The 22377-nt window shown below is 65.1% G+C and carries 26 protein-coding genes and 2 tRNA genes; 14 read left to right on the top strand and 14 right to left on the bottom strand.

Annotated features, from left to right (window positions below; genetic code table 11):
* The first annotated feature begins 117 nt into the window (after positions 1–117).
* Entirely contained in the window at positions 118–1119 is a 1002-nt protein-coding gene (locus ACFE87_RS18270) for an IS481 family transposase (RefSeq protein WP_375461080.1), read from the top strand.
* Here the strand turns inward: ACFE87_RS18270 and ACFE87_RS18265 are convergent.
* Positions 1017–1439, bottom strand: a complete 423-nt coding sequence (locus ACFE87_RS18265; RefSeq protein ID WP_375461085.1) for an integrase arm-type DNA-binding domain-containing protein — start codon at positions 1437–1439, stop codon at positions 1017–1019. The two genes, ACFE87_RS18270 and ACFE87_RS18265, sit on opposite strands and share 103 nt — an antisense overlap.
* Positions 1440–1991: 552 nt before the next feature.
* On the opposite strand from ACFE87_RS18265, the gene ACFE87_RS18260 reads away from it, so the two are divergent.
* Entirely contained in the window at positions 1992–2786 is a 795-nt protein-coding gene (locus ACFE87_RS18260) for an ABC transporter permease (RefSeq protein WP_375461079.1), read from the top strand.
* 43 nt (positions 2787–2829) lie between these two features.
* Here ACFE87_RS18260 and ACFE87_RS18255 read toward each other — a convergent pair whose 3' ends face one another.
* The 4 genes from ACFE87_RS18255 to ACFE87_RS18240 form a co-directional block, all read right to left on the bottom strand.
* A complete protein-coding gene (locus tag ACFE87_RS18255) occupies positions 2830–3357 on the bottom strand; it encodes a hypothetical protein (RefSeq protein WP_375461078.1) in 528 nt (175 codons plus the stop codon).
* 136 nt (positions 3358–3493) lie between these two features.
* Positions 3494–5218, bottom strand: a complete 1725-nt coding sequence (locus ACFE87_RS18250; protein ID WP_375461077.1) for an AMP-binding protein — start codon at positions 5216–5218, stop codon at positions 3494–3496.
* Entirely contained in the window at positions 5113–5988 is an 876-nt protein-coding gene (locus tag ACFE87_RS18245; RefSeq protein WP_375461076.1) for a WcbI family polysaccharide biosynthesis putative acetyltransferase, read from the bottom strand. Before ACFE87_RS18245 ends, ACFE87_RS18250 begins: the two co-directional genes overlap by 106 nt.
* Positions 5985–6266, bottom strand: a complete 282-nt coding sequence (locus tag ACFE87_RS18240) for an acyl carrier protein (protein WP_375461075.1) — start codon at positions 6264–6266, stop codon at positions 5985–5987. The genes ACFE87_RS18245 and ACFE87_RS18240 overlap by 4 nt, the downstream gene beginning before the upstream one ends.
* Before the next feature lie 408 nt (positions 6267–6674).
* Between ACFE87_RS18240 and ACFE87_RS18235 the strand changes: the two genes are divergently transcribed.
* The 8 genes from ACFE87_RS18235 to ACFE87_RS18200 all read left to right on the top strand — a co-directional run bounded on the left by ACFE87_RS18235 (position 6675) and on the right by ACFE87_RS18200 (position 11659).
* The gene (locus ACFE87_RS18235; protein WP_375461074.1) at positions 6675–6926 is read left to right on the top strand and encodes a hypothetical protein; all 252 of its coding nucleotides are present in this window, start codon (positions 6675–6677) and stop codon (positions 6924–6926) included.
* A gap of 35 nt (positions 6927–6961) precedes the next feature.
* Complete coding sequence (locus tag ACFE87_RS18230; protein ID WP_375461073.1) at positions 6962–7303, top strand: MmcQ/YjbR family DNA-binding protein; 342 nt, start codon at positions 6962–6964, stop codon at positions 7301–7303.
* A gap of 285 nt (positions 7304–7588) precedes the next feature.
* The gene (locus ACFE87_RS18225) at positions 7589–7735 is read left to right on the top strand and encodes a hypothetical protein (RefSeq protein ID WP_375461072.1); all 147 of its coding nucleotides are present in this window, start codon (positions 7589–7591) and stop codon (positions 7733–7735) included.
* Positions 7736–7957: 222 nt separating this feature from the next.
* Entirely contained in the window at positions 7958–8458 is a 501-nt protein-coding gene (locus ACFE87_RS18220; protein WP_375461071.1) for a hypothetical protein, read from the top strand.
* 194 nt (positions 8459–8652) lie between these two features.
* Positions 8653–9459: a GH25 family lysozyme gene (locus ACFE87_RS18215; RefSeq protein ID WP_375461070.1), complete on the top strand. Its 807-nt coding sequence runs from the start codon at positions 8653–8655 to the stop codon at positions 9457–9459.
* A 68-nt stretch (positions 9460–9527) separates the two neighbouring features.
* Positions 9528–10700 (top strand): isovaleryl-CoA dehydrogenase, encoded by a 1173-nt coding sequence (locus ACFE87_RS18210; RefSeq protein WP_375461069.1) that lies wholly within the window; start codon positions 9528–9530, stop codon positions 10698–10700.
* Between the two features lie 49 nt (positions 10701–10749).
* Positions 10750–11277, top strand: coding sequence for a hypothetical protein (locus ACFE87_RS18205; RefSeq protein WP_375461068.1), 528 nt, complete (start codon positions 10750–10752; stop codon positions 11275–11277).
* Entirely contained in the window at positions 11270–11659 is a 390-nt protein-coding gene (locus ACFE87_RS18200; protein ID WP_375461067.1) for a type II toxin-antitoxin system VapC family toxin, read from the top strand. Before ACFE87_RS18205 ends, ACFE87_RS18200 begins: the two co-directional genes overlap by 8 nt.
* A 41-nt stretch (positions 11660–11700) precedes the next feature.
* Here ACFE87_RS18200 and glgX read toward each other — a convergent pair whose 3' ends face one another.
* A complete protein-coding gene (gene glgX, locus ACFE87_RS18195) occupies positions 11701–13965 on the bottom strand; it encodes a glycogen debranching protein GlgX (RefSeq protein ID WP_375461066.1) in 2265 nt (754 codons plus the stop codon).
* 212 nt (positions 13966–14177) lie between these two features.
* Between glgX and ACFE87_RS18190 the strand changes: the two genes are divergently transcribed.
* On the top strand, positions 14178–15155 hold the full coding sequence (locus ACFE87_RS18190) for a S1C family serine protease (RefSeq protein WP_375461084.1): 978 nt from the start codon (positions 14178–14180) through the stop codon (positions 15153–15155).
* Positions 15156–15219: 64 nt separating this feature from the next.
* Positions 15220–15603: a CsbD family protein gene (locus ACFE87_RS18185; protein WP_375461065.1), complete on the top strand. Its 384-nt coding sequence runs from the start codon at positions 15220–15222 to the stop codon at positions 15601–15603.
* A gap of 124 nt (positions 15604–15727) precedes the next feature.
* On the opposite strand, the gene ACFE87_RS18180 is transcribed toward ACFE87_RS18185, so the two are convergent.
* From ACFE87_RS18180 to ACFE87_RS18160, 5 genes are all read right to left on the bottom strand, one after another.
* On the bottom strand, positions 15728–16531 hold the full coding sequence (locus ACFE87_RS18180; protein ID WP_375461064.1) for an outer membrane protein: 804 nt from the start codon (positions 16529–16531) through the stop codon (positions 15728–15730).
* Positions 16532–16825: 294 nt separating this feature from the next.
* Positions 16826–16900 (bottom strand) — tRNA-Val (locus ACFE87_RS18175).
* An 88-nt stretch (positions 16901–16988) separates the two neighbouring features.
* Positions 16989–18191, bottom strand: coding sequence for a 3-oxoadipyl-CoA thiolase (pcaF, locus tag ACFE87_RS18170; protein ID WP_375461063.1), 1203 nt, complete (start codon positions 18189–18191; stop codon positions 16989–16991).
* Positions 18192–18205: 14 nt separating this feature from the next.
* The gene (locus ACFE87_RS18165) at positions 18206–19336 is read right to left on the bottom strand and encodes an NADH:flavin oxidoreductase/NADH oxidase (RefSeq protein ID WP_375461062.1); all 1131 of its coding nucleotides are present in this window, start codon (positions 19334–19336) and stop codon (positions 18206–18208) included.
* A 13-nt stretch (positions 19337–19349) separates the two neighbouring features.
* The gene (locus ACFE87_RS18160) at positions 19350–20096 is read right to left on the bottom strand and encodes a glucose 1-dehydrogenase (protein WP_375461061.1); all 747 of its coding nucleotides are present in this window, start codon (positions 20094–20096) and stop codon (positions 19350–19352) included.
* A gap of 222 nt (positions 20097–20318) precedes the next feature.
* Here ACFE87_RS18160 and ACFE87_RS18155 point away from each other — a divergent pair, with 222 nt between their 5' ends.
* Entirely contained in the window at positions 20319–20729 is a 411-nt protein-coding gene (locus ACFE87_RS18155; RefSeq protein WP_375461060.1) for a response regulator, read from the top strand.
* A 145-nt stretch (positions 20730–20874) separates the two neighbouring features.
* Positions 20875–21474, top strand: a complete 600-nt coding sequence (locus ACFE87_RS18150; protein WP_375461059.1) for a formyltransferase family protein — start codon at positions 20875–20877, stop codon at positions 21472–21474.
* On the opposite strand, the gene ACFE87_RS18145 is transcribed toward ACFE87_RS18150, so the two are convergent.
* The 3 genes from ACFE87_RS18145 to ACFE87_RS18135 form a co-directional block, all read right to left on the bottom strand.
* Positions 21475–21645 (bottom strand): hypothetical protein, encoded by a 171-nt coding sequence (locus ACFE87_RS18145; protein ID WP_375461058.1) that lies wholly within the window; start codon positions 21643–21645, stop codon positions 21475–21477.
* Between the two features lie 106 nt (positions 21646–21751).
* Positions 21752–21826, bottom strand: a tRNA-Glu gene (locus ACFE87_RS18140).
* Between the two features lie 124 nt (positions 21827–21950).
* A complete protein-coding gene (locus tag ACFE87_RS18135) occupies positions 21951–22364 on the bottom strand; it encodes a DUF3597 domain-containing protein (RefSeq protein WP_375461057.1) in 414 nt (137 codons plus the stop codon).
* Between the last annotated feature and the right edge of the window lie 13 nt (positions 22365–22377).

Raw genomic sequence — 22377 nt, 5'->3', positions numbered from 1 at the left:
CCAAACCCCAGCCGTGAATCCCGCTTCGAATCGGAAAGAGCTGAACCCGCTCTAGACTAGGTGTTTGATCCCGCAGTGTGGTGATACGGTCCGTCACCATGCTGCGAAGGACGCGGTATGGGCCAGGTTCTCCACGGCAGCGCCACGACGACAGAGGCGGTCCGTCGAGCGATACAGCATAGTCAAGCGAGCCTGAGGGCGCTGGCGAAGCGCTACGGGATCAACCAGAACACCGTCGCGAAGTGGAAGCGACGGACCTCGGTCGCCAATGTGCCAACCGGTCCGAAGGAGCCTCGATCGACGGTGCTGTCGGTCGAAAACGAGGCCGTTGTGGTCGCCATTCGTCGGCACACGCTTCTGCCGCTGGACGACTGCCTCTACGCGCTCCAGGCGACGATTGCGCACCTGACGCGCTCATCCCTGCATCGCTGCCTTCAGCGTCACGGGATCAGCCGTCTGCCGGAGGTCGACGGCGACAAGCCCGACAAGCGCAAGTTCAAGAGCTATCCGATCGGCTACTTCCACATCGCCGAGGTCCGAACCGAGCAGGGCAAGCTCCATCTCTTCGTCGCGGTCGACCGCACCTCGAAGTTCGCGTTCGTCGAGCTGCACGAGAAGGCCACGACGCGGGTCGCAGCCGAGTTCCTGGCAGCCCTTCTCATGGCCGTGCCGTACAAGGTCCACACGGTGCTGACCGACAACGGCATCCAGTTCACGCCGCCGGGCGCTGGAGGCTCGGCTGTCCCCGAGATCCGAGAAGCGCTGGCCAACGGAGAACTCTTCCGTGCTCATGCCTTCGAGTTCGCTTGCGCGAAGGCCGGGATCGATCATCGAACTACGAAACCGAAGCACCCGTGGACCAACGGCCAGGTCGAGCGAATGAATCGGACCATCAAGGACGCGACCGTCAAGCGCTTCCACTACGACGATCACACACAGCTTCGGCGCCACCTCAACGACTTCGTCTCGGCCTACAACGCCGGACGCAGACTCAAGACGCTCAAAGGCCTCACGCCCTACGAGTTCATCTGCAAACGCTGGACGGCCGAGCCGGACCGCTTCATGATCAACCCGCTCCAGCAAATGCCGGGACTAAACAGTTGCGCTTCAGCCGCATAGCGAGGGCGCCGCGACGACAGGTGAAGGGCGCCCCAACTCTCTGTGAGAGCCTCCAATGTCAGAGCGCGCTCGGCTTTCTCTGCATCAGCTTCGGCCTTCCGCTTCCGACGCTCGGCGGCGGGATCGATGCCGCGCGCGACATCGCCGTGGCGGGAGCGCGCCGCCGCCCTCGCCTGCTCGATCGTGATCGAGCCCCAAACGCCGATCGGCTCGCGGACCTCCGGCCCATCGCCTTGACCGTCCACTGGACGATGAACGTCTGGTGCCCTTAGCCGTGATCCGCAGCCCAGACCGCGCACCTCGTCCTCGAAAACAAGCATGTCCTTCCTGCCGGGCGGCAGCGTCATCGCCTTCAGCGACCGATCTGAGAACTTCGCCATCGTGACTCGCGGACCCGGTGCGGACCTTGCGGACCCGTATGTTGTGACGGGCCGTGTCGGCTTATGACGGCACCGTCCTCACAAAGTGTGTAATGCAAGGGCTCGCGTCGTTTCGTGGCGTTCTCTGTCGGTTCTCGCCCGCATACTACGAATCAGGGGTCAGAGGTTCGAATCCTTTCGGGCGCGCCATTTTGAACCACCGAGGTGATCGGCAGCCAAGGCGGTCCTATATCCGCCGACCGGCCGCCTCCCGCCGGGGTCTCCGGTATCAAGGCTTCGGGTTCGGGTGATGGCCCAGGCAAGCGTGCTATCGTGGCCGCTCATGCCAACGAATCTTCCTCGTCGTTAGAACGCGTCCAGGCCCCTTCCGCCAGAGCTGACGCGATTGCTTTGGTTGGAGGCCGCCGTCGGCCTGCCGGTCGGCATCGCCGTGATCGTGGTGGCCATCATCTATGATCTCATCTGATTCATCTTCGGGATTCGTATAGCCGCATGCTGACCCATCGTCGTCCGCTGGATCACCCTCTCGTCGTTCAGTCGCGAGTGATCCGCGCTCTCATGCTGCGAGATATCCGGACCAGGTTTTTTGGTCATGGCCTAGGGTACCTGATATCGATCGCATGGCCGCTCGCCCATTTGACCCTTCTGATCGTGATTTATTACTTTACCGGTCGTGTAGCGCCCTATGGCGACAGCCTGCTGCTATTCTTTGCAACTGCACTGGTTCCAACCATCTCGTTCATGTATATTTCGCGGTTCATCATGTTGGCCGCACTCGTGAACAAGCCGCTCGTACATTTTCCTGTCGTCAAGATTGTGGACCTGTTTCTGGCGCGCGGCGTCCTAGAGGTATTTGCGTCATGCATCATGACCCTCGTTGTCATGGGTACTCTCTACTGCCTAGGGATCGACGTTGTTCCTCCCAAGCCGCTGGAAGCGGGCTATGCGCTACTCGCATCATTTCTGCTGGCATTCGGCCTTGGTTTCCTCATGGGTCTCATCGCAATGGCCCTTCCGGGCATCGTCATTGCTTACACGCTTGTAACGATCGTGCTCTACATCACCTCCGGCGTGCTTTTCGTAGCAGATGAACTTCCCGCGGCCGCCCGATATGCGCTTTCGTGGAACCCGATATTCCATGGAGTCGAGTGGATGAGAACGGCCTATTATCTTGGATATCGGGCTGAAGCACTCGACAAGGCGTACCTGATATCGTTTGGGATCGGTTCACTGTTCATCGGGCTCATAACAGAGCGGCTGGTGCGCGGAAAAATGCTGGGCGGCTAGCGAGCCATGAGCGTTGGCGCTGCCCTTCCTGACGATCACCGGCCTACGTCTCGGCCGGGACTTTCATGCCGTCGAGCAATTCCTCGAGCCGTTGGTCGATCTCGGCTCGCGCGACCCCGGCAAGAGCCCAAGCCGAAACTGCGATGAAGATCGGGCGGACACGCGGGTCTACGGCTTTGCCCCGGATGATCCAGGAGGCGAGCAGGCCACTCGTGTAGTTGTATCGGAGCACGAAGGAGTCGATCCCGACACCGTTCAAACGCCCGCTGTTGAACGCGACCAGCCAGGCAAGTGCGGCCCTTTCGCCCGAATCCTGCTCGCTCAGCACTCGCCCGATGCGCATCCGCCGGTCATGGTCGAGGTCCAGGGCCAGCTTTCCGAACCGGACGGCGGCCAGGACGGCGGCCGTGGTTCTAGACGACCAACCCTCTCGCAGCCCACGCTGGCTGTAATCGTCGACATGCCCTCCAAGCTCGTTCCTGACCCGCCGCTCCGTGCCGTCATGGCTGAGGTCCGCCAGGTAAGAAACGACGACGTATCTGCGGATTCGCAGTCTCAGGCCTCGAGCCATGCCGATCCTAGGCGCCGGGATTGTCCTGCGATCCCGAATTATTTTTTAATGTATCTTCAGAGACTTGTGCGCGCTCTAGTGAGATTTAGCAATACGACATCTGCTTGCGGCAGCATCGGCGTTCGGAGTAACTTGACTAGGCTTCGTCAGCACCGCGCGACAACAACTCTTGGAGGCGCTTCGCGTTGAGGGCCCTGTTGATCTTGCCGCTTGAGGTCTTCGCGACCCAATCCCTCGACACGAACTCGACGACCGATGGAGCGATCCCAAACGTGGATTCCACGGTCTGCACCACCTGCCGACGAAGGCTTCTCAGGTCCGCGCCGTCATCGGCCGGTTCGAGCGCCAGAGCCAGCTCATTGGTGGCCGAGGCGGCGGAATAGAGGGCGAGAGCTGCGTTGCGGCCGGGTCGTAGCCCTGGGATCTCGCTCAACGCGGTCTCAACGTCGTGGGCGAAGATGTTTTTGCCTCGCGTGACGATCACGTCGTCCTTTCTGCCCAGGACGAAGAGCTTACCATCAACGAGCAGGCCGTGATCACGGCTCGCATACCAACCTTCCGCGTTTACCGCGGGTTGGTCCGAGTGGCGGTAGGCCTCGATCATGTAGGGCGACCTGATGAAGATCTCGCCGACGGTTCCGGCCGTGACCTCCTCGCCGTCGTCGCCGACGATCTTGATATCGACCCCCGAAACCGGAGAGCCGGAGGAAAGCACGTCAGACGGGGTTCGGCCCGAGCCCTCGGTTCCGAGCGCCGCGACGTCGGCCCCGACCTTTGTCTGAGTGATCGCGAAGACGTTCTCCGCCGCAGCATAACAGACCTGAAGCGACCCCCGGGTCACGTGGCTCGGACCGAGCCTCTCGAGGAAACGGTCGAACGTGCTGGCCTTGCACGGCTCCGAGCAGTTGATGAATGCCCGCATACGGGCGAGATCCCATTCGGATCCATCTTTGACCGCATTGGCGATATGGGCAAAGGCGAAATTCGGCAGCCAGCACAGCGTGGCGTCGAAGTCGACCATCAGGTCGAGCAACCTCGTCGGCCGGTTCACCCACTCGAAGGGGTCCATGGCGATGACCGGGACGCCCTCCAACAAGGGGAGCAGGAAGGAGGTGACCAGGCCCATGTCGTGGTACAGGGGGAGCCAGGACGCGATCCTGTCCTGGCAGCTGAGGCCTATCGCTTCGCGATAGGCGGCGATGTGGCTCAGGACGGCCCCATGGGTGAGCGCCACCCCCTTTCGCGGCCCTGTGGTTCCCGAGCTGTATTGGATCAAGCCCGGATCGGAGGAGCGGACCGCAGGCTTGGATTCCCAGCCGGCAGCAACAGGAACGCAACCCGCATCGACCGCCCGGTCCAGGAACTCCGGCAGATGCGTGCCGATGAGGTCCACCCCGGCCGCGTTCGTCACGATCACGCGAGCGCCGGCATTCGAGAACAACTTGCGTTGCGCTGACCAGTAGATGTCCGGTTTCGATTTGGTGTTGAACGGGGTGTAGAAGGCCGGGACCGCCCCTATGGCCCAAGCTCCCACATAGGCGCCATACTGGTCGGACCCATGCGGCAGGAAGATTGAGATTTCCTCGCCAGGGGCTACGCCGACGCGTCGGTAGAATTCCGCAAAGCGGCTCGCCGAAACATGCAGGTCCCGAAAGCTGAGATCGGTCGTCGTGGGGCCGGTGACAACGCGGCAGAAGAGCCGGTCGGACCTCTCGGTCGCGGTCGCGACGAACGCTGCCCACAGGTTCGGATATGTCAGCTGCCGTCCTCCGCCGGCATGTCCTCCGTCATGTAATCGCGGATGTAGCTCTCGAACGTGAATAGCCGGCCTAGGATGGGGTAGATACGATCCTCTGACCACCACTTCAGATCGAAATGCTTCGCGACCGCGGGATGGATAGGTACCTGCTCGACGGCGAAGGGGTCATGCACCGCGAAATATGAGCGGGCGTCTCTGACCATCGCCGGAATGTTTCCCCGGTGCAATTGGGCGAACTTCCTGCTGCCCAGGATCTGAGTGACCAGGTTCACCATCAGCTCGACGGAGGGATGGTGATTTTCGTAATACAGGCACTCCTTCGTGAAGTTCGTCGTGACCATGGCCGCGAACTGAAGATCCGACGCCTGCTCTCTTTGGAACATGGCGATGACCTGCATCGTATGGAAATGGTCTAAATCGACGTGCTTCTCGACATCATAGGCGAGATAGGCTGCGACCCGCTGCTCCAGGTCTGGATATTGCCGCACCATCTCCATCGCGACCCGATCCGTCCAAGGCATCGGATAACGTCCATACGGGAGCCCGGGCTTGATTTTCTGGCGGGGGTCCACGCCCAGCAGCGGCCAGAGCGTGTTGAAATGCAGCGTCGGAATATTGATGGAAACTGCATCCTCCGGGAGGACCGCCCGCTCCTCTTCGGAAAGGTGCGTGGCGGCCTGCCAAGGGCCGAGGTCCTGGATGATCAGGCGGGTCCGACTCAGAATTTCATCGGGGATAGGGTGCGTGGTCCTGTCGACCGTACCGAACTGGTACTGAAAGTCGAACTTGTCCCGGCATTCCTCGGTTTCGCGAATCGCCACGAGGGCGGCGTGTGAGATGCACGTCCCGAGCGCAAGAACGACCGGCTTCATGCGCATAACCTATCGACCGCCGCGACCATGTCGCCGACACAGGTAAAATCCTGTACGACGTAGGGATCGAACTGGATCCCGAACCTTTCCTCGATGGCAGAAATCAGGAAGGTATGTGACAGAGAATCCCAACCGTTGACGTCCGCAGCGGTGGTATCGGCATCGATTTGATCGCTTTTTACCCGAAAGACTTTGGCGATAACTTCGCCCACGGCAGTGAGAGTGTCGCCCGCCATAACATGCCGACCCTGGCTCAAAGGCTTGAGGAGCGCGTGCATAAGGCGAGCCGGGCGGCACGGCAAGCGCCGGTACAGGGCAGGCGCCTCTTCAGGCGCTAGTTCTCAAGACGACGCTGTTCGTGCGCGAGTTCCGGTTAGCGCCAGCCGCCGTCGCGGCCGGCGCCGTATCCCTCGTCTGGCTCGGTTCGTCGCGCCTCGAAGGCGACCGACGCGCAGGACCGCGGTTCGATCGTCATTCGCGATAACACGTTGCGGACGCGGTCTTGCCGTGCCGGGACGCCCGCCCGCCACGACCAGCTCGACCCGACCTGTGCCCGAGACTTGCATAGCCGAGGTCGACGAGCCCCGTCGTCACGCCCGACCGGCTGCCCGGATCCGCTCAGGCGCACGTTCAGCCGTCCTTCAAGTTTCCCGAGATAGATCCTCGTCCAAAGGCAGGAAGGCTTGATGAGCAGCACATTCGACGTCGCGAGTCTGTGGACCCCAAGGGTTCTGGGGAGGGCCAAGCTCGACCAGAGGCATTCTTCCTATGTGATCGAGGCTCCATTCGAAATGGAGGCCGACATCCGGGAGCTGATCGGAACCACTCTCCTGTTGGATGACCGGGCATGGGAGATTCGGGGCAGCGTCCCGTCCATGCCGACCGCCTCTGTCCGGAAGGGCCAGCCGATCGAGCTGTTGGTCGCGGCCAGGATCTGAGGGAGGCCAGCGAGTCAGTTGCATCGCCTCTCCCTATGCTACCTGACGATGTCCGCGCGCTCGCGCGTCTCCTGCCGGAGGTGATCGAGGGCGCTCACAGGGGCCATCCCGACTTCCGGGTGGGCGGCAAGATCCTGGCGACTCTCTGGACGGAGGAAGATCGGGTGGTCGTCAAGCTCACCCCGGAATGGCAGGCGCTCATGACGGAGGCGCAACCCGACGTGTTCGAACCGATCGCGGGTTCGTGGGACGCTCGCGGCTGGACCAATGTCGACCTGAACTCGGCCGACGAAGACACGCTCCGTCATGCCCTTCTCTCGGCCTGGCGGACGGTTGCCCCCCGGAGGCTGGTGGCGGCGTTTGAGCCTTCTGCCTGATTCGAAAATGGTCTCGGGATGGTGGAACCAACCAGGTTCACAGGGATTATGTCTCCAACGGCCCTTGCCCCCAATCGGGCCGCCACCTTTCGGGCGCGACTGCGAATAGCGGTCGCGCCCTTTTTCTTGCATCGACGCGGCCGGTATCCGGGCAACGCTGCTCCTTCGTGAGCTGCGTGCCCCCGGACCGAGAGGTTAACCCGCTCTTCAGGGCAGCGATCGGATGCTCCGTATCAACGTGACTGAATGGCGGGTCTTGCCCAGGCGCGCGGTTCGAGGAGAACGATGATGCTTGACGCCGCCATCCTGAACGCCATCGGGCGCCAGCTTCGTAACCTCTATCCGGTGAAGTCGAAGGACGGGAACCAGGATCGGGAGCGGCAGCCGCTCCTGCCAGCCCAGCAGCAAGCGCGGCGCGAAAAGACCTCGTAAGCGCAGCTTCGGCGATGAATTGGGGCGGCGGGACGAAGCGCGTCCGGATCCAGGATCGGCTGGCCTTTCGGCGCTGGTCGCTCCCGGCAGACCTCACGGTCGATGAGGGTGCCTCCGGGCCCGCTTGATCCCAGGCTCCGCAGCCGCCAAGCTCCTTTGCAGCTCAGAGCGATTGCCGGCGGTCGGATCGGCCGGGGACGCATCGAGCGCAGGGATGGCCACATGTCACGGAAACTGATCGCGAGCGCAGCCGCGCTCCTCCTCGGCACGGCCGCGCAAGCCGACATGATCGCGGGCTGGGACGTGTCGACCAAGCCGGACAGCGACGGCGTGTGCTCGATCCAACACAATTACATCGACAAGAATGATGGAGACGCGAAGAATTCCGTCGTCTTCACCTTCGGCAAGGCCAAGGACGGCACATCGATCCTGGTCATGGTCTTCGGCTATTCGAAATGGGACTGGACCAAGGGCGACAAGGCCACAGCCGATCTCATCGTCGGCGACACGGTCGAGCATCGAGCCGCCAATTGGGAGGCGGCAACCACGAATGTCCTCGTCGGGACCTTTTCGGGCGCCGACCCGCTCTTGCAGCCGATCAGCCGGGCGACCCAGATCGCGCTCCGCTTCGACGGCGACAAGGACAACGAGGCCTGGTTCGAGATCCCGGACGCCGGCCAGGCCATCGGCGCCGTGCAGATCTGCCGCGGGCAGATCAAGTAGGCCGGCGCTTAGTGGGACGAAACGGCCTTTCGGACGATCCGGAGCGAAGGCCTGCTTCGCCGGCCTGATCCGGTTCGCGCGCGGATGTCACCGCGCTGCAACAGCTTTTCGGGACCTGCTCTCATGCCGTCAAACGCCCGTTAACGTCGTTCGGGGCATGGCTTAGGGCTGTTGCGTTGAACGGATCGTTGTTCATGACACTCGCGTCGCGCCTTCGAACACGGCTGGGTGTCATGCTGCGGGTGGGAACCGCCGGCGCCATCGCGCTCGGGATCGCGGCCTGTGCGGCCCAGGTCGGCCGCGACTCGTATGGCGACGTGAAGCCTCACCCCGGGGTCGAAAAAGCTCACGCGCTCCCGATCCATGGCATCGACGTCTCGCGCTGGCAGAGACGCATCGATTGGGCTTCGGTCGCGGCCTCCGGCAAACGCTTCGCCTTCATCAAGGCCACCGAAGGCGGAGACCATGTCGACCCGCTCTTCCTGCAGAATTGGGAGGGCGCCCGCCAGGCCGGCGTCGCGCGCGGCGCCTACCATTTCATGTTCTGGTGCCGCCCCGCCGAGGATCAGGCCGTCTGGTTCCGCAAGGTGGTCCCGCAGGATGCGAGCGCCCTGCCCCCGGTTCTCGACGTCGAGTGGAACGGCGAATCGAAAACCTGCCCGGGCAAGCTCAGCCGCCCGAAGGCGCTCGAGATGATCCGCCTCATGCTTCGCGAGATGCAGGCCCACACGGGCAAGCGGCCGATCATCTACACGGACATCACCTTTCACGAGGACATCCTCGAGGGCGAACTCCGGGAGTATGCGCATTGGATCCGCTCGACGGCCGCCGAGCCCCATGTCCGCTACAAGGATCGCACCTGGACGATCTGGCAATACACGACGACCGGGCGTGTCCCGGGCATCTCGGGGGCGGTCGACCGGAACGCCTTCCACGGCTCGGAAGCCGAGTGGCAGGCCTTCGTCCGAGGAGGCTGCGACTCGCGCTTTGGCTGCGGGTAGCGGACGCGTGACGGGGACGCTCCCGGAGGTGTAGAGCCCGCCAGAGCCATCTCCGCCGGACGAACCCGATGATTCCGAACGCCACGCGCGACTTCAATTTCGACCTCGGCGAAACCGCCGACGCGATCCGGACCACGGTTCGGGATTTCGCTGCGAACGAAATCGCGCCCCGCGCCGACGAGATCGACCGCACCAACACCTTTCCGCGCGACCTCTGGCCCCGGATGGGAGCGCTCGGGCTGCACGGCATCACGGTGGAAGAGGAGTTCGGCGGCACGGGGCTCGGCTATCTCGAACACGTGGTCGCGATGGAGGAGGTGTCGCGCGCCTCTGCCTCGGTCGGGCTGTCCTACGGCGCGCATTCGAACCTCTGCGTGAACCAGATCCGCCGCAACGGCTCGGAGCCGCAGAAGCGGAAATACCTGCCAGGTCTCATCTCGGGCGAGCATGTCGGCGCGCTTGCCATGTCGGAGCCCGGCGCCGGCTCGGACGTCGTCTCGATGAAGACCCGGGCCGAGAAGCGCGGCGACCGCTACGTCCTGAACGGCTCGAAATTCTGGATCACCAACGGCCCGGAGGCGGAGACGCTGGTCGTCTACGCCAAGACCGATCCGAATGCCGGCACGCGCGGCATCACGGCCTTCCTGATCGAGCGCGGCATGAAGGGCTTCTCGACCGCCCAGAAGCTCGACAAGCTCGGCATGCGGGGATCGGACACCTGCGAACTCGTCTTCGAGGATTGCGAGGTGCCGGAGGAGAATGTGCTGGGCGAGGTCGGGCGCGGCGTCGGCATCCTGATGTCCGGGCTCGACTACGAGCGCGCCGTGCTGGCCGCGGGGCCGCTCGGCATCATGCAGGCCTGCATGGACGCGGTGATGCCCTACGTCCACGAGCGCAAGCAGTTCGGTCAGCCGATCGGCACCTTCCAGCTCGTCCAAGGCAAGGTCGCCGACATGTACGTCACGATGAATGCCTGCAAGGCCTATGTCTACGCCGTGGCCAAAGCCTGCGACCGCGGCGAGACCACGCGCGAGGACGCCGCCGGCGCGATCCTCTACGCGGCCGAGAAGGCCACGCAATGCGCGCTGGACGCCATCCAGCTCCTCGGCGGCAACGGCTATATCAACGACTACCCGGTCGGCCGCCTGCTCCGCGACGCGAAGCTCTACGAGATCGGCGCCGGCACGAGCGAAATCCGGCGCATGCTGATCGGGCGGGAGCTGTACGACAAGGGCGCTTGACAGGTATCTACCTAACTGCCTAGTAGTTCTCCCTTCAGAGGAGGCAGACATGGCGACTGGGGAATTCCAGCGCATTATCGATACCGAGACCAGCATCTCCGGAAAGATTCGAGCTCTGGACAGGGCTGGGGTCGCCCGCGCCGACATCGCTCGCCTGTTGAACCGACGCTATCAGCACGTCCGTAACGTTCTGGAGGGTGATAAGCTTCGAGGTGACGCCGTCGTAACGTCCGGCTCTGGTTACAACCTATCCGATCCTGGCCACAACGCACCGGGTCAAGTCACTGGGGCGCCGGACCTTTCTCCGCCAGGAGCGGGACGCACGGTCGAAAGGCTGGCCGTGAACGCCGACGGCACTCTCACCGTGCCGGCGCACATCGTTTCCACGCTGGGGGCGCGGCCCGGTGATGGGGTGGTCGCTGTCGCCGAGGTCGGAGAGATGACGGTGCTGTCGCCCGCGATGGCCATGAGCCGTGCCCAGCAACTGGTCCGCGAGCTTATTGCAGGCGAGGATAGCTTGGCGGAGTCCCTCCTGACGGATCGTCGCCGCGAGGTTGAGAGCGACATCCGTGGCTGAGGCCGTCCTCGACGCCTCGGCCGTGCTCGCGTTCCTTCGGGGCGAACCAGGAGAAGACGTCGTCCGAAGGCTGCTTCCCCGATCCCTCCTGAGCACGGTCAATCTCACGGAGATCATCGGCAAGCTCGTCGAGCGGGGGCTGTCGGGACCTGAGGCCGTCAGGCTCGCGCGAGAATTGCCGTACGAGGTCGTCTCATTCGACGCCGAGCTCGCAGCGTCAGCGGGCTCACTCTGGGCTCGAACCCGGGGCTCCGGCTTGTCCCTTGGCGACCGCGCCTGCCTCGCGCTCGCCGGCCGGGAAAAGCTCCCGGCCGTGACTACGGATCGTCGCTGGAGTGCAGAGGACACGGGGGTTCGCGTTCAGCAGATTCGGCCGGACTGACGTCGCAGTGGAGCGGCTCGGCTCGGCCCGGCCGTCCCCCCTCACCCCGCCACCTCCGGCAGCACCAGATCCTCGTCGATCGCCTGCTGGAAGGCCGCCACGACGTGCTGGTAGGAGCGCTGGGCGTCCTCGTTGCCGGCCGCCTGCATGTTCGGCTTCGTCATGAACAGGAGGAGCGAGCGTCCGGTCGCCGTGTAGTTATGCCCGATCGCGAACAGGGGCAGATCTTCGAGCTCCGGCTGGTTCGTATCGATCAGGAGCACCCATTCCGAGCCACCCGGCGCCTGCGGCAGCTTGCAATTCACACCGTCATGGTGGGCGTTGAAGACCATGTAGAGCGTGGCATCGGTCCCGAGACGGCGGATGCCGCTCGCTTGGGCTCGTCCGTCGAGAAGCACCCCGACGCAGCGGGCGTTGCCGTCGCCCCAATGTTCGTCGGTCATCTCGTCGCCGGCGGGCGTCAGCCACGTAACGTCCTTCGAACCGAGCTCCTCGTCGTATTGACCGGTCAGGAAGCGACCGCGCCGCAGCATCGGCAGCGCCTGCCGCAGCGTGATCAGCTTCTGCACGAAGAGCGCGAGCTCGCGCGAGGGACCGGGCACCTCCCAGTCGATCCAGCCGATCTCGGAATCCTGGCCATAGGCGTTGTTGTTGCCGCCTTGCGTGCGGGCGAACTCGTCTCCCGCCAGGATCATCGGCGTCCCGCGCGAGAGGAGCAGCGTCGCCATGAAGTTCCGGATCTGGCGATAACGGATCTCCTTGATCTCGGGGTCGTCTGTCGGACCCTCGACTCCGTAGTTCGACGAGATGTTGTGCGAATGCCCGTCTCGGTTGTCTTCTCCGTTCGCTTCATTGTGCTTCTCGTTGTAGGACACGAGGTCGTTCAGAGTGAAACCGTCATGGGCGGTGATGAAGTTCACGGTCGCCCACGGCTTCCGCCCGCGCTTGTTGAAGATCGCCGCCGAGCCGGTGACCCGCGAGGCGAGGTCCGGCAGCTTGCCCTCGTCCCCTTTCCAGAACCCCCGCACGTCGTCCCGATACTTATCGTTCCACTCTGCCCAGCCCGGCGGAAAACCGCCGACCTGATATCCGCCGGGACCGCAATCCCATGGTTCGGCGATGAGCTTCACGGAAGACAGCACCGGGTCCTGACGGCAGGAATCGAGGAAGCCGCCGCCCTCGTCGAAGCCATAGGGTTCGCGGCCGAGGATCGTCGCGAGATCGAAGCGGAAGCCGTCGACATGGCATTCCTGCGCCCAGTAGCGCAGCGAATCCGTCACCATCTGCAGCACCCGGGGGTGGCTTAGATTCAGCGTGTTTCCGGTGCCGGTATCGTTGATGTAGTAGCGCTGCTGGTCAGGCAGCAGCCGGTAATAGGAGGCGTTGTCGATGCCCTTGAAGGACAGCGTCGGCCCCATTTCGTTGCCCTCGGCCGTGTGGTTGTACACGACGTCCAGGATCACCTCGAGCCCGGCATCATGCAGGGCCGCGACCATTTCCTTGAACTCGTTGACGAAGGGCGTGGCCAGATAACGCTGCATCGGGGCGAAGAAGCCGAGCGTGTTGTAGCCCCAATAATTCCGGAGTCCCTTTGCAAGCAGGAAGTCGTCGTCGACATAGGCGTGGATCGGCAGAAGCTCGACCGAGGTCACGCCGAGCGAGCGGATGTAGTCCACGACCTCGCTCACCTTGAGCCCGGAAAACGTGCCCCGGAGCGCGTCCGGCACGGCCGGGTGGCGCATCGTGTAGCCGCGGACGTGGGTCTCGTAGAAGATCGTCCGCTCCCACGGGATCTGCGGACGACGGTCGGTTCCCCACGTGAAGGCAGGATCGATGACCCGGGCTTTCGGCATGAAAGCCGCGGAATCCGTGTCGTCGAAAGAAAGATCGTCCGTCCCGGCCACATAGCCGAAGAGGGACGGATCCCAGGTGAGCTGGCCGACATGCTGCTTCGCGTAAGGGTCGAGCAGCAGCTTCGAGGGATTGAAACGGTGCCCGGCCTCGGGCTCATAGGGACCATGCACCCGGTAGCCGTAGGTCGTGCCGGGTCGGGCATCCGGCAGATAGCCGTGGAAGACCTCGTCCGTGTATTCCGGCAGCTCGATCCGCTCGAGTTCGGTCTCGCCGTCCTGGTCGAACAAGCAGAGTTCCACCTTGGTGGCATGCGCCGAGAAGAGCGCGAAGTTGACGCCGAGCCCGTCCCACTTGGCGCCGAGCTGGTTCGCAAACCCTTCGCGAACGCGCGACCTTCGCATGACGTAGGGCGAAGCGCTCGCGGACGCGGGCGCGGTCTTGGTATCGCTCATGGAAGTCCCGTGATGGTCGGAAGGGTCGCCGTCGCAAACGCCCGCCAAGCCCGATCGGGTCCACGTCGACGACACACAAATCTGGGCTCCGGCAGGGTGCGGCGTGGAGGACACGGAGGGGCCTCGACATCGCCGCCCGATGGCGATTGAACTACCGCTGCATCGCCGACGCCAAGGTTGCGCCTGCCGATGGCCTCGCAAGCCAAAGGATCATCATGTCACCGAGCGACTGGAAGGTGCCGCCTTCCGCTCAGCCAAAACCGCAAGGTTATTCCTACGATCTGGAACGCGCGCTCTCGTCCGTGATGGGACTGTCCGCGACGGTGCCGACGGACGCCTTCACGGCCGACACGCTCGGGACCGAGCGGGCCGGCAATGCCGTCCTGATCCGCGAAGACGGGATCGTGCTCACGATCGGCTACCTGGTCACCGAAGCCGAGACCGTGTGGCTGACCTTGTCCGACGGCCGTGTCGCGCCGGGCCACGTGATCGGGATCGACGGCGAGACCGGGTTCGGACTGGTCCAGGTCCTCGCCCGTCTCGACCTGCCTGCACTTCCGCTCGGACGGTCGTCGGCCACGAAGGTCGGCGACCCGGTCGTGATCGGGGGCGCAGGCGGCCGCCGCCGCTCGGTCGCGGGCCGGATCGCGATGAAGCAGGAATTTGCCGGCTATTGGGAATATGTCCTTGAGGACGCTATCTTCACGGCTCCGGCTCATCCGCATTGGGGAGGTACGGCGCTGATCGGAGCCGACGGGCATCTCCTCGGGATCGGATCGCTGCAATTGCAGCAGGAGCGCAGCCCCGACCGCGCCGAGCATCTCAACATGATCGTGCCGATCGACGTGTTGAAGCCGATCCTCGACGACATGCTCCGCCTCGGCCAGGCGGACCGTCCGGCCCGGCCCTGGCTTGGCGTGTTCGCGACGGAGGTGGACGGCCGCGTCGCGGTGGCAGGCGTTGCCAGAGGGGGACCAGCCGAATCGGCAGGATTGCAGCTGGGCGATCTCGTACTCGAAGTGGCCGGACGGCCCGTGGCCGATTTGGCCGGCTTTTTCCGTGCTGCCTGGGCGCTTGGTCCTGCGGGCGTGAAAGTCCCGATGAAGCTGCACCGCGAAGGACGGAGCCTCGACGCGACCGTCCATTCCGTCGACCGCCGCAAGCTGCTCAAGGGCCCGGTCGTGCATTGAGGGCGGCGCCCGTCGAACTTTGCCCTGCCCGGGTCGTTAGCGTGCCGGAACCAGGAGTGCGAAAATGGACAATGATCGAGTGACCGGTACCGTGAACAAGGTCGGCGGCAAGGTTGAAGGCGCGCTCGGCGACGTGACGGGGGACACGAAGACCCAGGCCGAAGGCAAGCTCAACGAAGCGAAGGGCGCGGCCCAGCAGGCCTATGGACAGGCCAAGGATGCCGTGAAGGATTATGCGGACCAGGCGTCGGACGTCGCCGGCGACGTCTACGAGCAGGGTCGCCGCTATGTCGAGGAAGGCCGCCGGCGCTACCCTGATGCCGAACGCTATGCCCGCCAAGGCACGGAGGCCGTTTCCCAGAAGGTGGGCGAAAGCCCGCTCGCCGCGATCCTGATCGCCGGCGCGGTGGGATACATCCTGGCGCTGCTGGTTCACGGCCGGAGCTGATCGGCAGACCGCACCGGTCAGATAAGCGGCCGGCCAACAAACGAAGAAGCCGCCGGACCGCAGCAACGGTCCGGCGGCTTTTTCATGTCACCGGGGTTTCAACCCTGGTGACGGATTGGCTCGCTCAGAAGCCGCCGAACTTGAAGTTCAGGCCGGCCCGGACGATGTGGCCATCGTTCGAGAAGCGGGTCGTGTAGGAATTCGGCGCCGTCGGGGGCACGTTGCCGACGACGATGTTGCTCCTGCCGAGGTCGTAATAGAGGTACTCGGCCTTCACGGTGACGGCGGAGTTGAAGAGCGTGTAGTTCGGGATGGCGTATTCCACGCCGCCGCCGACCGTATAGCCGGTCTCCGTGTCCTTCCGCGAGCCGAGGAACTGGACGTTCTGCGGCGGGGCGAAGTTGTAGAAGGCGGCGCGGTTGTAGACGTCGCCGTAGGCGAAACCGCCGGTCGCGAACACGAGCAGTCGGTCGAAGGAATAGCCGATGCGGCCTCGCACGGTCCCGAGGTAATCCTGGGTCTGGCGGAAGCTGGAGCGATCGCCGCGCGGGCTGACGTAATCGGTCGTGCGGGCGAGATCCGTGAACATGGCATCGGCCTCGATGCCCACGACCACCGAACCGAACTGATAATTGTAGCCGATCTGGCCGCCGCCGACGAAGCCCTCGGGCTCGAGCCCGAACGAGGAAGGCCGGAAGCCTGCCGCCACGTTGGCCGCAGTCACCGCGCCGTTACCGACGGTGGTGACGCGACCCGTGTCGCTGAAGCCGTAGCCGGCGTTACCGCCGATGTAGAAGCCCGTCCAGGTGAAGACCGGAACCGCGACATAGGCCACCGGAGGAGCGCGGCGGGAGGGAAGATCGGCGGCGAAAGCAGCACCGGTCAGGATGGCGAGAGATGCGGTCGACAGGAGAGCAAGCTTTTTCACGGGAGCCTCGACGTGTTCTGATGAGCCGACCATGAGGCAAGCCGCACATCCCGGCTAGTGCATGAGAGACACAGGCCATCCCGGACCCAACAATCGATCACGGAAAGGTGAGTTGCAGGCGGTCTGAACAAGTCCGGCCACGGACGGGCGTAGTTTGCCTCACCCTGGTTGTTAATACTTCGTTCATCAAACCGGCTACGGAAAGCGTTGTCCTGCTCTACGACGGCGCAGGCAGACCCTCATTGCCCGGCGCCAAAAGGCACCCGGCGTCCAATCTGATCAGTGTCGGGAGGATGGTGGGCGCGACAGGGATCGAACCTGTGACCACTGCGATGTCAACACAGTGCTCTACCGCTGAGCTACGCGCCCGAGGGCCCAAGGCCGCATCGGTCGCGGCCGTATAGAGGCTCGTCCGAGCCCGTGCAAGCGCGCCGCGACGGGGTCTGTGTCGTCGTCGTCATGCGACGCGTTCGAAGACCATGGCGACGCCCTGGCCCACACCGACGCACATCGTCGCGAGGCCAAAGCGGCCACCGCGCCGTTCGAGTTCGCCGACCACGTCCATGGCGATGCGGGTCCCCGACATGCCGAGAGGATGACCGAGCGCGATGCCGCCGCCATTCGGATTGACGTGTTCGGCATCATCCCGGATGCCGAGTTGCCGAAGCGAGGCCAGGACCTGCGAGGCGAAGGCCTCGTTCAGTTCGATCAGGTCGAGGTCGGAGACCTTGAGGCCGAGCCGCGCGAGGAGCTTCTCGGTCGCCGGCACCGGGCCGATCCCCATGATTCGCGGCGGCACGCCGGCCGAGGCGAGGCCGAGAACGCGCGCCCGCGGCGTCAGGCCGTGACGCGCGGCTGCTGCCTCCGAAGCGAGGATGATGGCGCCGGCGCCATCGTTCACGCCCGAGGCATTCCCGGCCGTGACGGAGCCGCCGGGCCGGATCGGCTTCAGCTTGGCCAACGTTTCGGCGGTCGTGTCGGGCCGCAGATGCTCGTCCTCTTCCACCCGAACCACCTGGCCCTTGCGGCCGGCGATCTCGACGGCGACGATCTGGGCGCCGAGACGGCCCTCCGCCTGGGCCGACGCGGCGCGCTGCTGCGAGCGGAGCGCGAAGGCGTCCTGGTCCTGGCGCGAGACCTGGAATTCCTCGGCGACGTTCTCGGCCGTGTCCGGCATCGAATCGACGCCGTATTGCGCCTTCATCAGCGGATTGATGAAGCGCCAGCCGATCGTCGTGTCGTGGATATCGGCCGCGCGCGCGAAAGCCGTCTCGGCCTTACCCATGACGAAGGGCGCGCGGGTCATCGATTCCACCCCGCCCGCAATGCAGAGATCCGCCTCGCCCGACTTGATGGCCCGCGCCGCGGCCCCGACCGCATCGAGCCCCGAGGCACAGAGCCGGTTCAGCGTCGCGGCCGGCGTCGAGGCCGGCAGCCCGGCCAGCAGCGTCGCCATCCGGGCGACGTTGCGGTTGTCCTCGCCGGCCTGGTTGGCGCAGCCGTAGAAGACCTCGTCGACATGATCGGCGATGCCGGGGTGACGGCGGAGGAGTTCACGGATCGGAATGGCTGCGAGATCGTCGGTCCGGACAGAGGCGAGCGCCCCGCCGTAACGGCCGATCGGCGTGCGCACCGAACCGCAGATGAAGACTTCGGCCATCCCACCCTCTCCGTCTATTCGGCGGCCCGGCCGAGGGGCGTCCGCGCCTCGACCTTGTATCCCGCGCCCGGCCAATGCTTCGGAGCGGCGCGCGCGTATTGCGGCGGGCGCTCGACCTCGGCCCCCAGCACCTGCGCGGCGTTCCAGGCCCAATGCGGATCGTCCATCACGGTGCGGGCGAGCGCGACCATGTCGGCCCGGCCCGAGGCGACGATGTCCTCGGCCTGTTCCGGCGTCACGATCAACCCGACGCTCCAGACCGGGATGTCCGCCCGACGCCGGACTTCCGCCGCGAAGGGAACCTGGTAGCCGGGGCCGAGCTCGATCTTCGCGCCGAGCGAGATGCCGCCGGAGGTGACGTCGACGTAATGGCAGCCGCGCGCCCGCAGCTCCGAGGCGAAGGCCACCGCCTCCTCGACCGTGACGCCGCCCTCGATCCAGTCGGAACCGGTGATGCGGGCGCCGACAGCGACCGAGGCCGGCGCGGCTGCCCGCACGGCCTCGAACACCCGGAGCGGAAACCGCATCCTGTTCTCGAGCGAGCCGCCATACGCGTCGGTGCGCTGGTTCGAGATCGGGGACAGGAACTGGTGCAGCAGATAGCCATGCGCGGCATGAACCTCGATCAGGTCGAGGCCGAGGCGGACACTGCGCGCCGTCGCCGTCTCGAAGGCCGCGACGATCCGGTCGAGATCGTCTTCGCTCGCGGCCTCGGGGACATGCCAATCATCGGCGAAGGGCAATGCGGAGGCGGAAACCGTCTTCCACGGGTCGCCGTCGGCCGACAGCGCCCGCCCGCCCTGCCAGGGCACCTGGCTCGAGGCCTTCCGGCCTGCATGGGCGAGTTGGATGCCGAGCTTCGCCGACCCGTGCTTGCGGCAGAAGGCGACGATTCGCGTCAAGGCGGCTTCGTTCTCCTCCGTATAGAGGCCGAGATCGCCATGGGTGATGCGGCCCATCTCCTCGACCGCGGTCGCCTCGATGACGAGGAGCGAGGCGCCGGACATCGCGAGTGACCCGAGATGTACGAGATGCCAGTCCGTCGCATCCCCGTGGATGGCGCTGTACTGGCACATCGGAGAGATGACGATGCGATTGGCAAGGTCGAGCTCGCCGAGCCAAATGGGGGAGAAGAGCTGGCTCATCGGTGATCGGTCCTCAGATGCATCGGCCGCCATCGACGGCAAGCACCGTGCCGGTGACCATCTCGGCTTCGTCGGAACACAGGAACAGGGCGGCGTTGGCGATATCGTCGGCGGTCGAGAGACGGCCCCACGGAATGGTGGCCCGGAAGGCTGCCCGCTTCTCCGGCGTGTCCTCTCCCATGAACGAGGCGAGAAGGGGCGTGTCTCCCGCGACCGGCGCGATCGCGTTGACCCGGATCTTGTCGGGCGCGAGTTCGACCGCCATCGACTTCGAGACGAGGTTCACGGCACCCTTCGAGGCGTTGTACCAAGTGAGGCCGGGCCTTGGCCGAAGCCCGGCCGTCGAGCCGATATTCAGGATGATCCCGCGCCCCCGCTCGCGATAATGCGGCACGACGGCATGCGCGAACAGGAAGATCGACTTCATGTTGACGGCGAAGACGCGGTCGAATTCCTCTTCGCCGACCTCGAGCATCGGCTTGTTGCGATGCGTGATGCCGGCATTGTTGACCAGGATGTCGAGGCCGCCAAGCCCCGTGATCGCCTCGGCTGCGACGCTCGCCACCTCGGCTGCGTTCGACACGTCGCAGCGATAGGCCATCGCCGCCGGCCCGAGTTCCGCCGCGGCCCGTTCCACCGTCTCGAGATTGATATCGAGAAGGGCGACCAGGGCTCCCTCCCGCACGAAGGTCCGGGCGATGCCGAGACCGAATCCCTGCCCGGCCCCCGTCACGATGGCGGTCTTGTTCCGAAGCCTCAACGACGCCTCCCACCCTCAACGGACCCGTCGGCCTATCTACGGCCCTAGCCCTTGGCGGGTGTCTCCGCCCTCCCGCCCGGGCCGTCAAGCCGCGAATCGGCGATGTCAGGGTTGCTCGCCGGGCGTGTTTCCGCGAGTGTGTCGGGAGCCGGGGCGTGCGGGTCGGACGCGGAAGCGCGCACCCGCCCGGGCTCTCACGAGACGGCGAGACAGGATCGACCGATGCTGGATCGGGCAACGCGACGGCCGATGACGGCGCTCATCGCGGAGGACGATGCGGGCCAGTCTGCGCTCGGCGCCATGATGCTGCGGGAATTCGATCTTGAGGTCGACGAGGTTCGCTCGGCCGAGGAGGCGATCGAATGCCTCTGCAACCGCTCCGGACAGGTGACGCTGCTGATCGCCGACATCCATCTCTCCGGTGCGATGGACGGCATTGCGCTCGCGCATCGCGTGTCCGTGCTCTGGCCCGGCGTCAGCGTCATCGTGACCTCGGGTCGCCCCGGCATGTGCCCCTCGGACCTTCCCGCACGCGCCACCTACATTCCGAAGCCCTGGCGTGCTCTCGATATTGTCGCGGTCGCCGAGCGCGCCTCCCGGGCCGACCACACGCTTCGGGCGGTCCGGCTCTAGCCCTCGCGCCGTCCCGCCCGAAGAGGCTGAGCCGCGCGGGCGTTTTGAACCGATCCGGAGACGGCAGAGCTTCGCCCCGTCCGCCGATGGACCTCGCCGGCCGATCTGCGCATGGTGCGGGTTTCATGGAGGTCGAGGTCACGGGATGAAGATCGCTCTTGTCGGAACGCGCTGGTTCGGGGCGGAGATGTTCCGACTGCTCAACGCAGCCGGCCACGATCTCGCGGTATGCGCGACGAACGGCGAGGAGGATGCGCTGGCGAAAGCGGCCCGAGGGGCTGAGGTGCCAACGGTCGTGCTCGACAACCCGCACCGCGTGGGGGCCGCCGAGATCCCGGCCGAGTCGGTCGACGTGATCGTCGCCGCCCATACCCACGCCTTCGTGACCGCTGATGCCCGGGCCAAGGCGCGCGTCGCCTCCATCGGCTACCACCCGTCCCTGCTGCCACGTCATCGCGGCATCGCGGCCGTGGAATGGACGATGAAGGAGCGCGATCCGATCGCCGGTGGAAGCGTCTACCACCTGTCCGGCGGCATGGATGCGGGGGCGCTCGCCGCCCAGGATTGGTGCTTCGTCTATCCGGACGACGATGCTGGCAGCCTCTGGCGCCGCGCCCTCGCCCCGATGGGGCTGCGGCTCCTGATGGAGGTGGTGGCCGAGATCGAGACCACCGGTACGGTCCAGGCCTACGATCAGGATACGAGGGCCGTCACCCTCGCACCTCTGCTCGCTCCGGCGGCCTGATCAGCGCGGGGCGGCCTCGAGCAGGGCCGCGATCTTCTGCAGGCGCTTCGCCGCGTCTTCGAGTTCGAAGAGAGCGATCGAGCGCGTGCCGGCCTTGATCGCGCGCTCGCAATCGTCGAGCTGCATCTTCACCACCTTGCGGATCTCGGCGGCGAGCTGTGCCTTGGTCATGCACGATCCCGAGCGGCCCGGAGACGAGCCCTGCCGCGATCTAGGCGAGGAAGCGTCAAGCCCTGGTTACGGCCCCTGGTTACGGCGCGGTATGGCAGTGCGGCCCTGGCGCGGCCTACGGGAGTCGAACCCGTCTCCCCAGCGTGAAAGGCTGGTGTCCTAACCGATAGACGAAGGCCGCATCATGGCCGGGGAGCCCCGAAAGGTCGCCGCCGACGCGCTGCTATAGGGGCAAGGCCGCGCGCGAACAAGCCGGGTGGGGTCTGGGCTTTCCCAAGCGAGGAAGCCCAGACCCGAAGGGTCGATCAAGCGTTCTTGATGTTGTCCGGCACCTTGCCGCCATTCTCGGCAAGCTTGTGCATCACCTGCTTGTGCAGCCAGATGTTCATCGTGGCGCTGTCATTCGTGTCGCCCGTATAGCCGAGCTCCTTGGCGAGTTCCTTGCGGTTGGCGAGCGAGCTATCGAGGTTCAGCAGCGTCATCAGGTCGACGATCGACACGCGCCAGTTCGAGGGGCGTCCGGACTTGGCGGCGAGGTCGGTCATGATCGCCTCGACATCCACGGCTCCGCCGGGCTTGGCCGTCGTGCCGCCGGGCGAGACGCTGGCCGTCGCCGTGGCTCCGGAGGTGCCGCCGGCCGTGCCGGACGCCGCGGAACTTCCTTCGGCCTTCGCCTCCGTGCCGAAGATCTTGGACATGATCGAACCGAAAATGCTCATGGAGTCCTCCCTC

It is taken from the genome of uncultured Enterovirga sp. (genome assembly GCF_964242715.1).
Classification (GTDB): domain Bacteria; phylum Pseudomonadota; class Alphaproteobacteria; order Rhizobiales; family Beijerinckiaceae; genus Enterovirga.
Note: the sequence above shows the minus strand (reverse complement) of the source record. Positions and strands in the feature narration are given on the sequence as shown.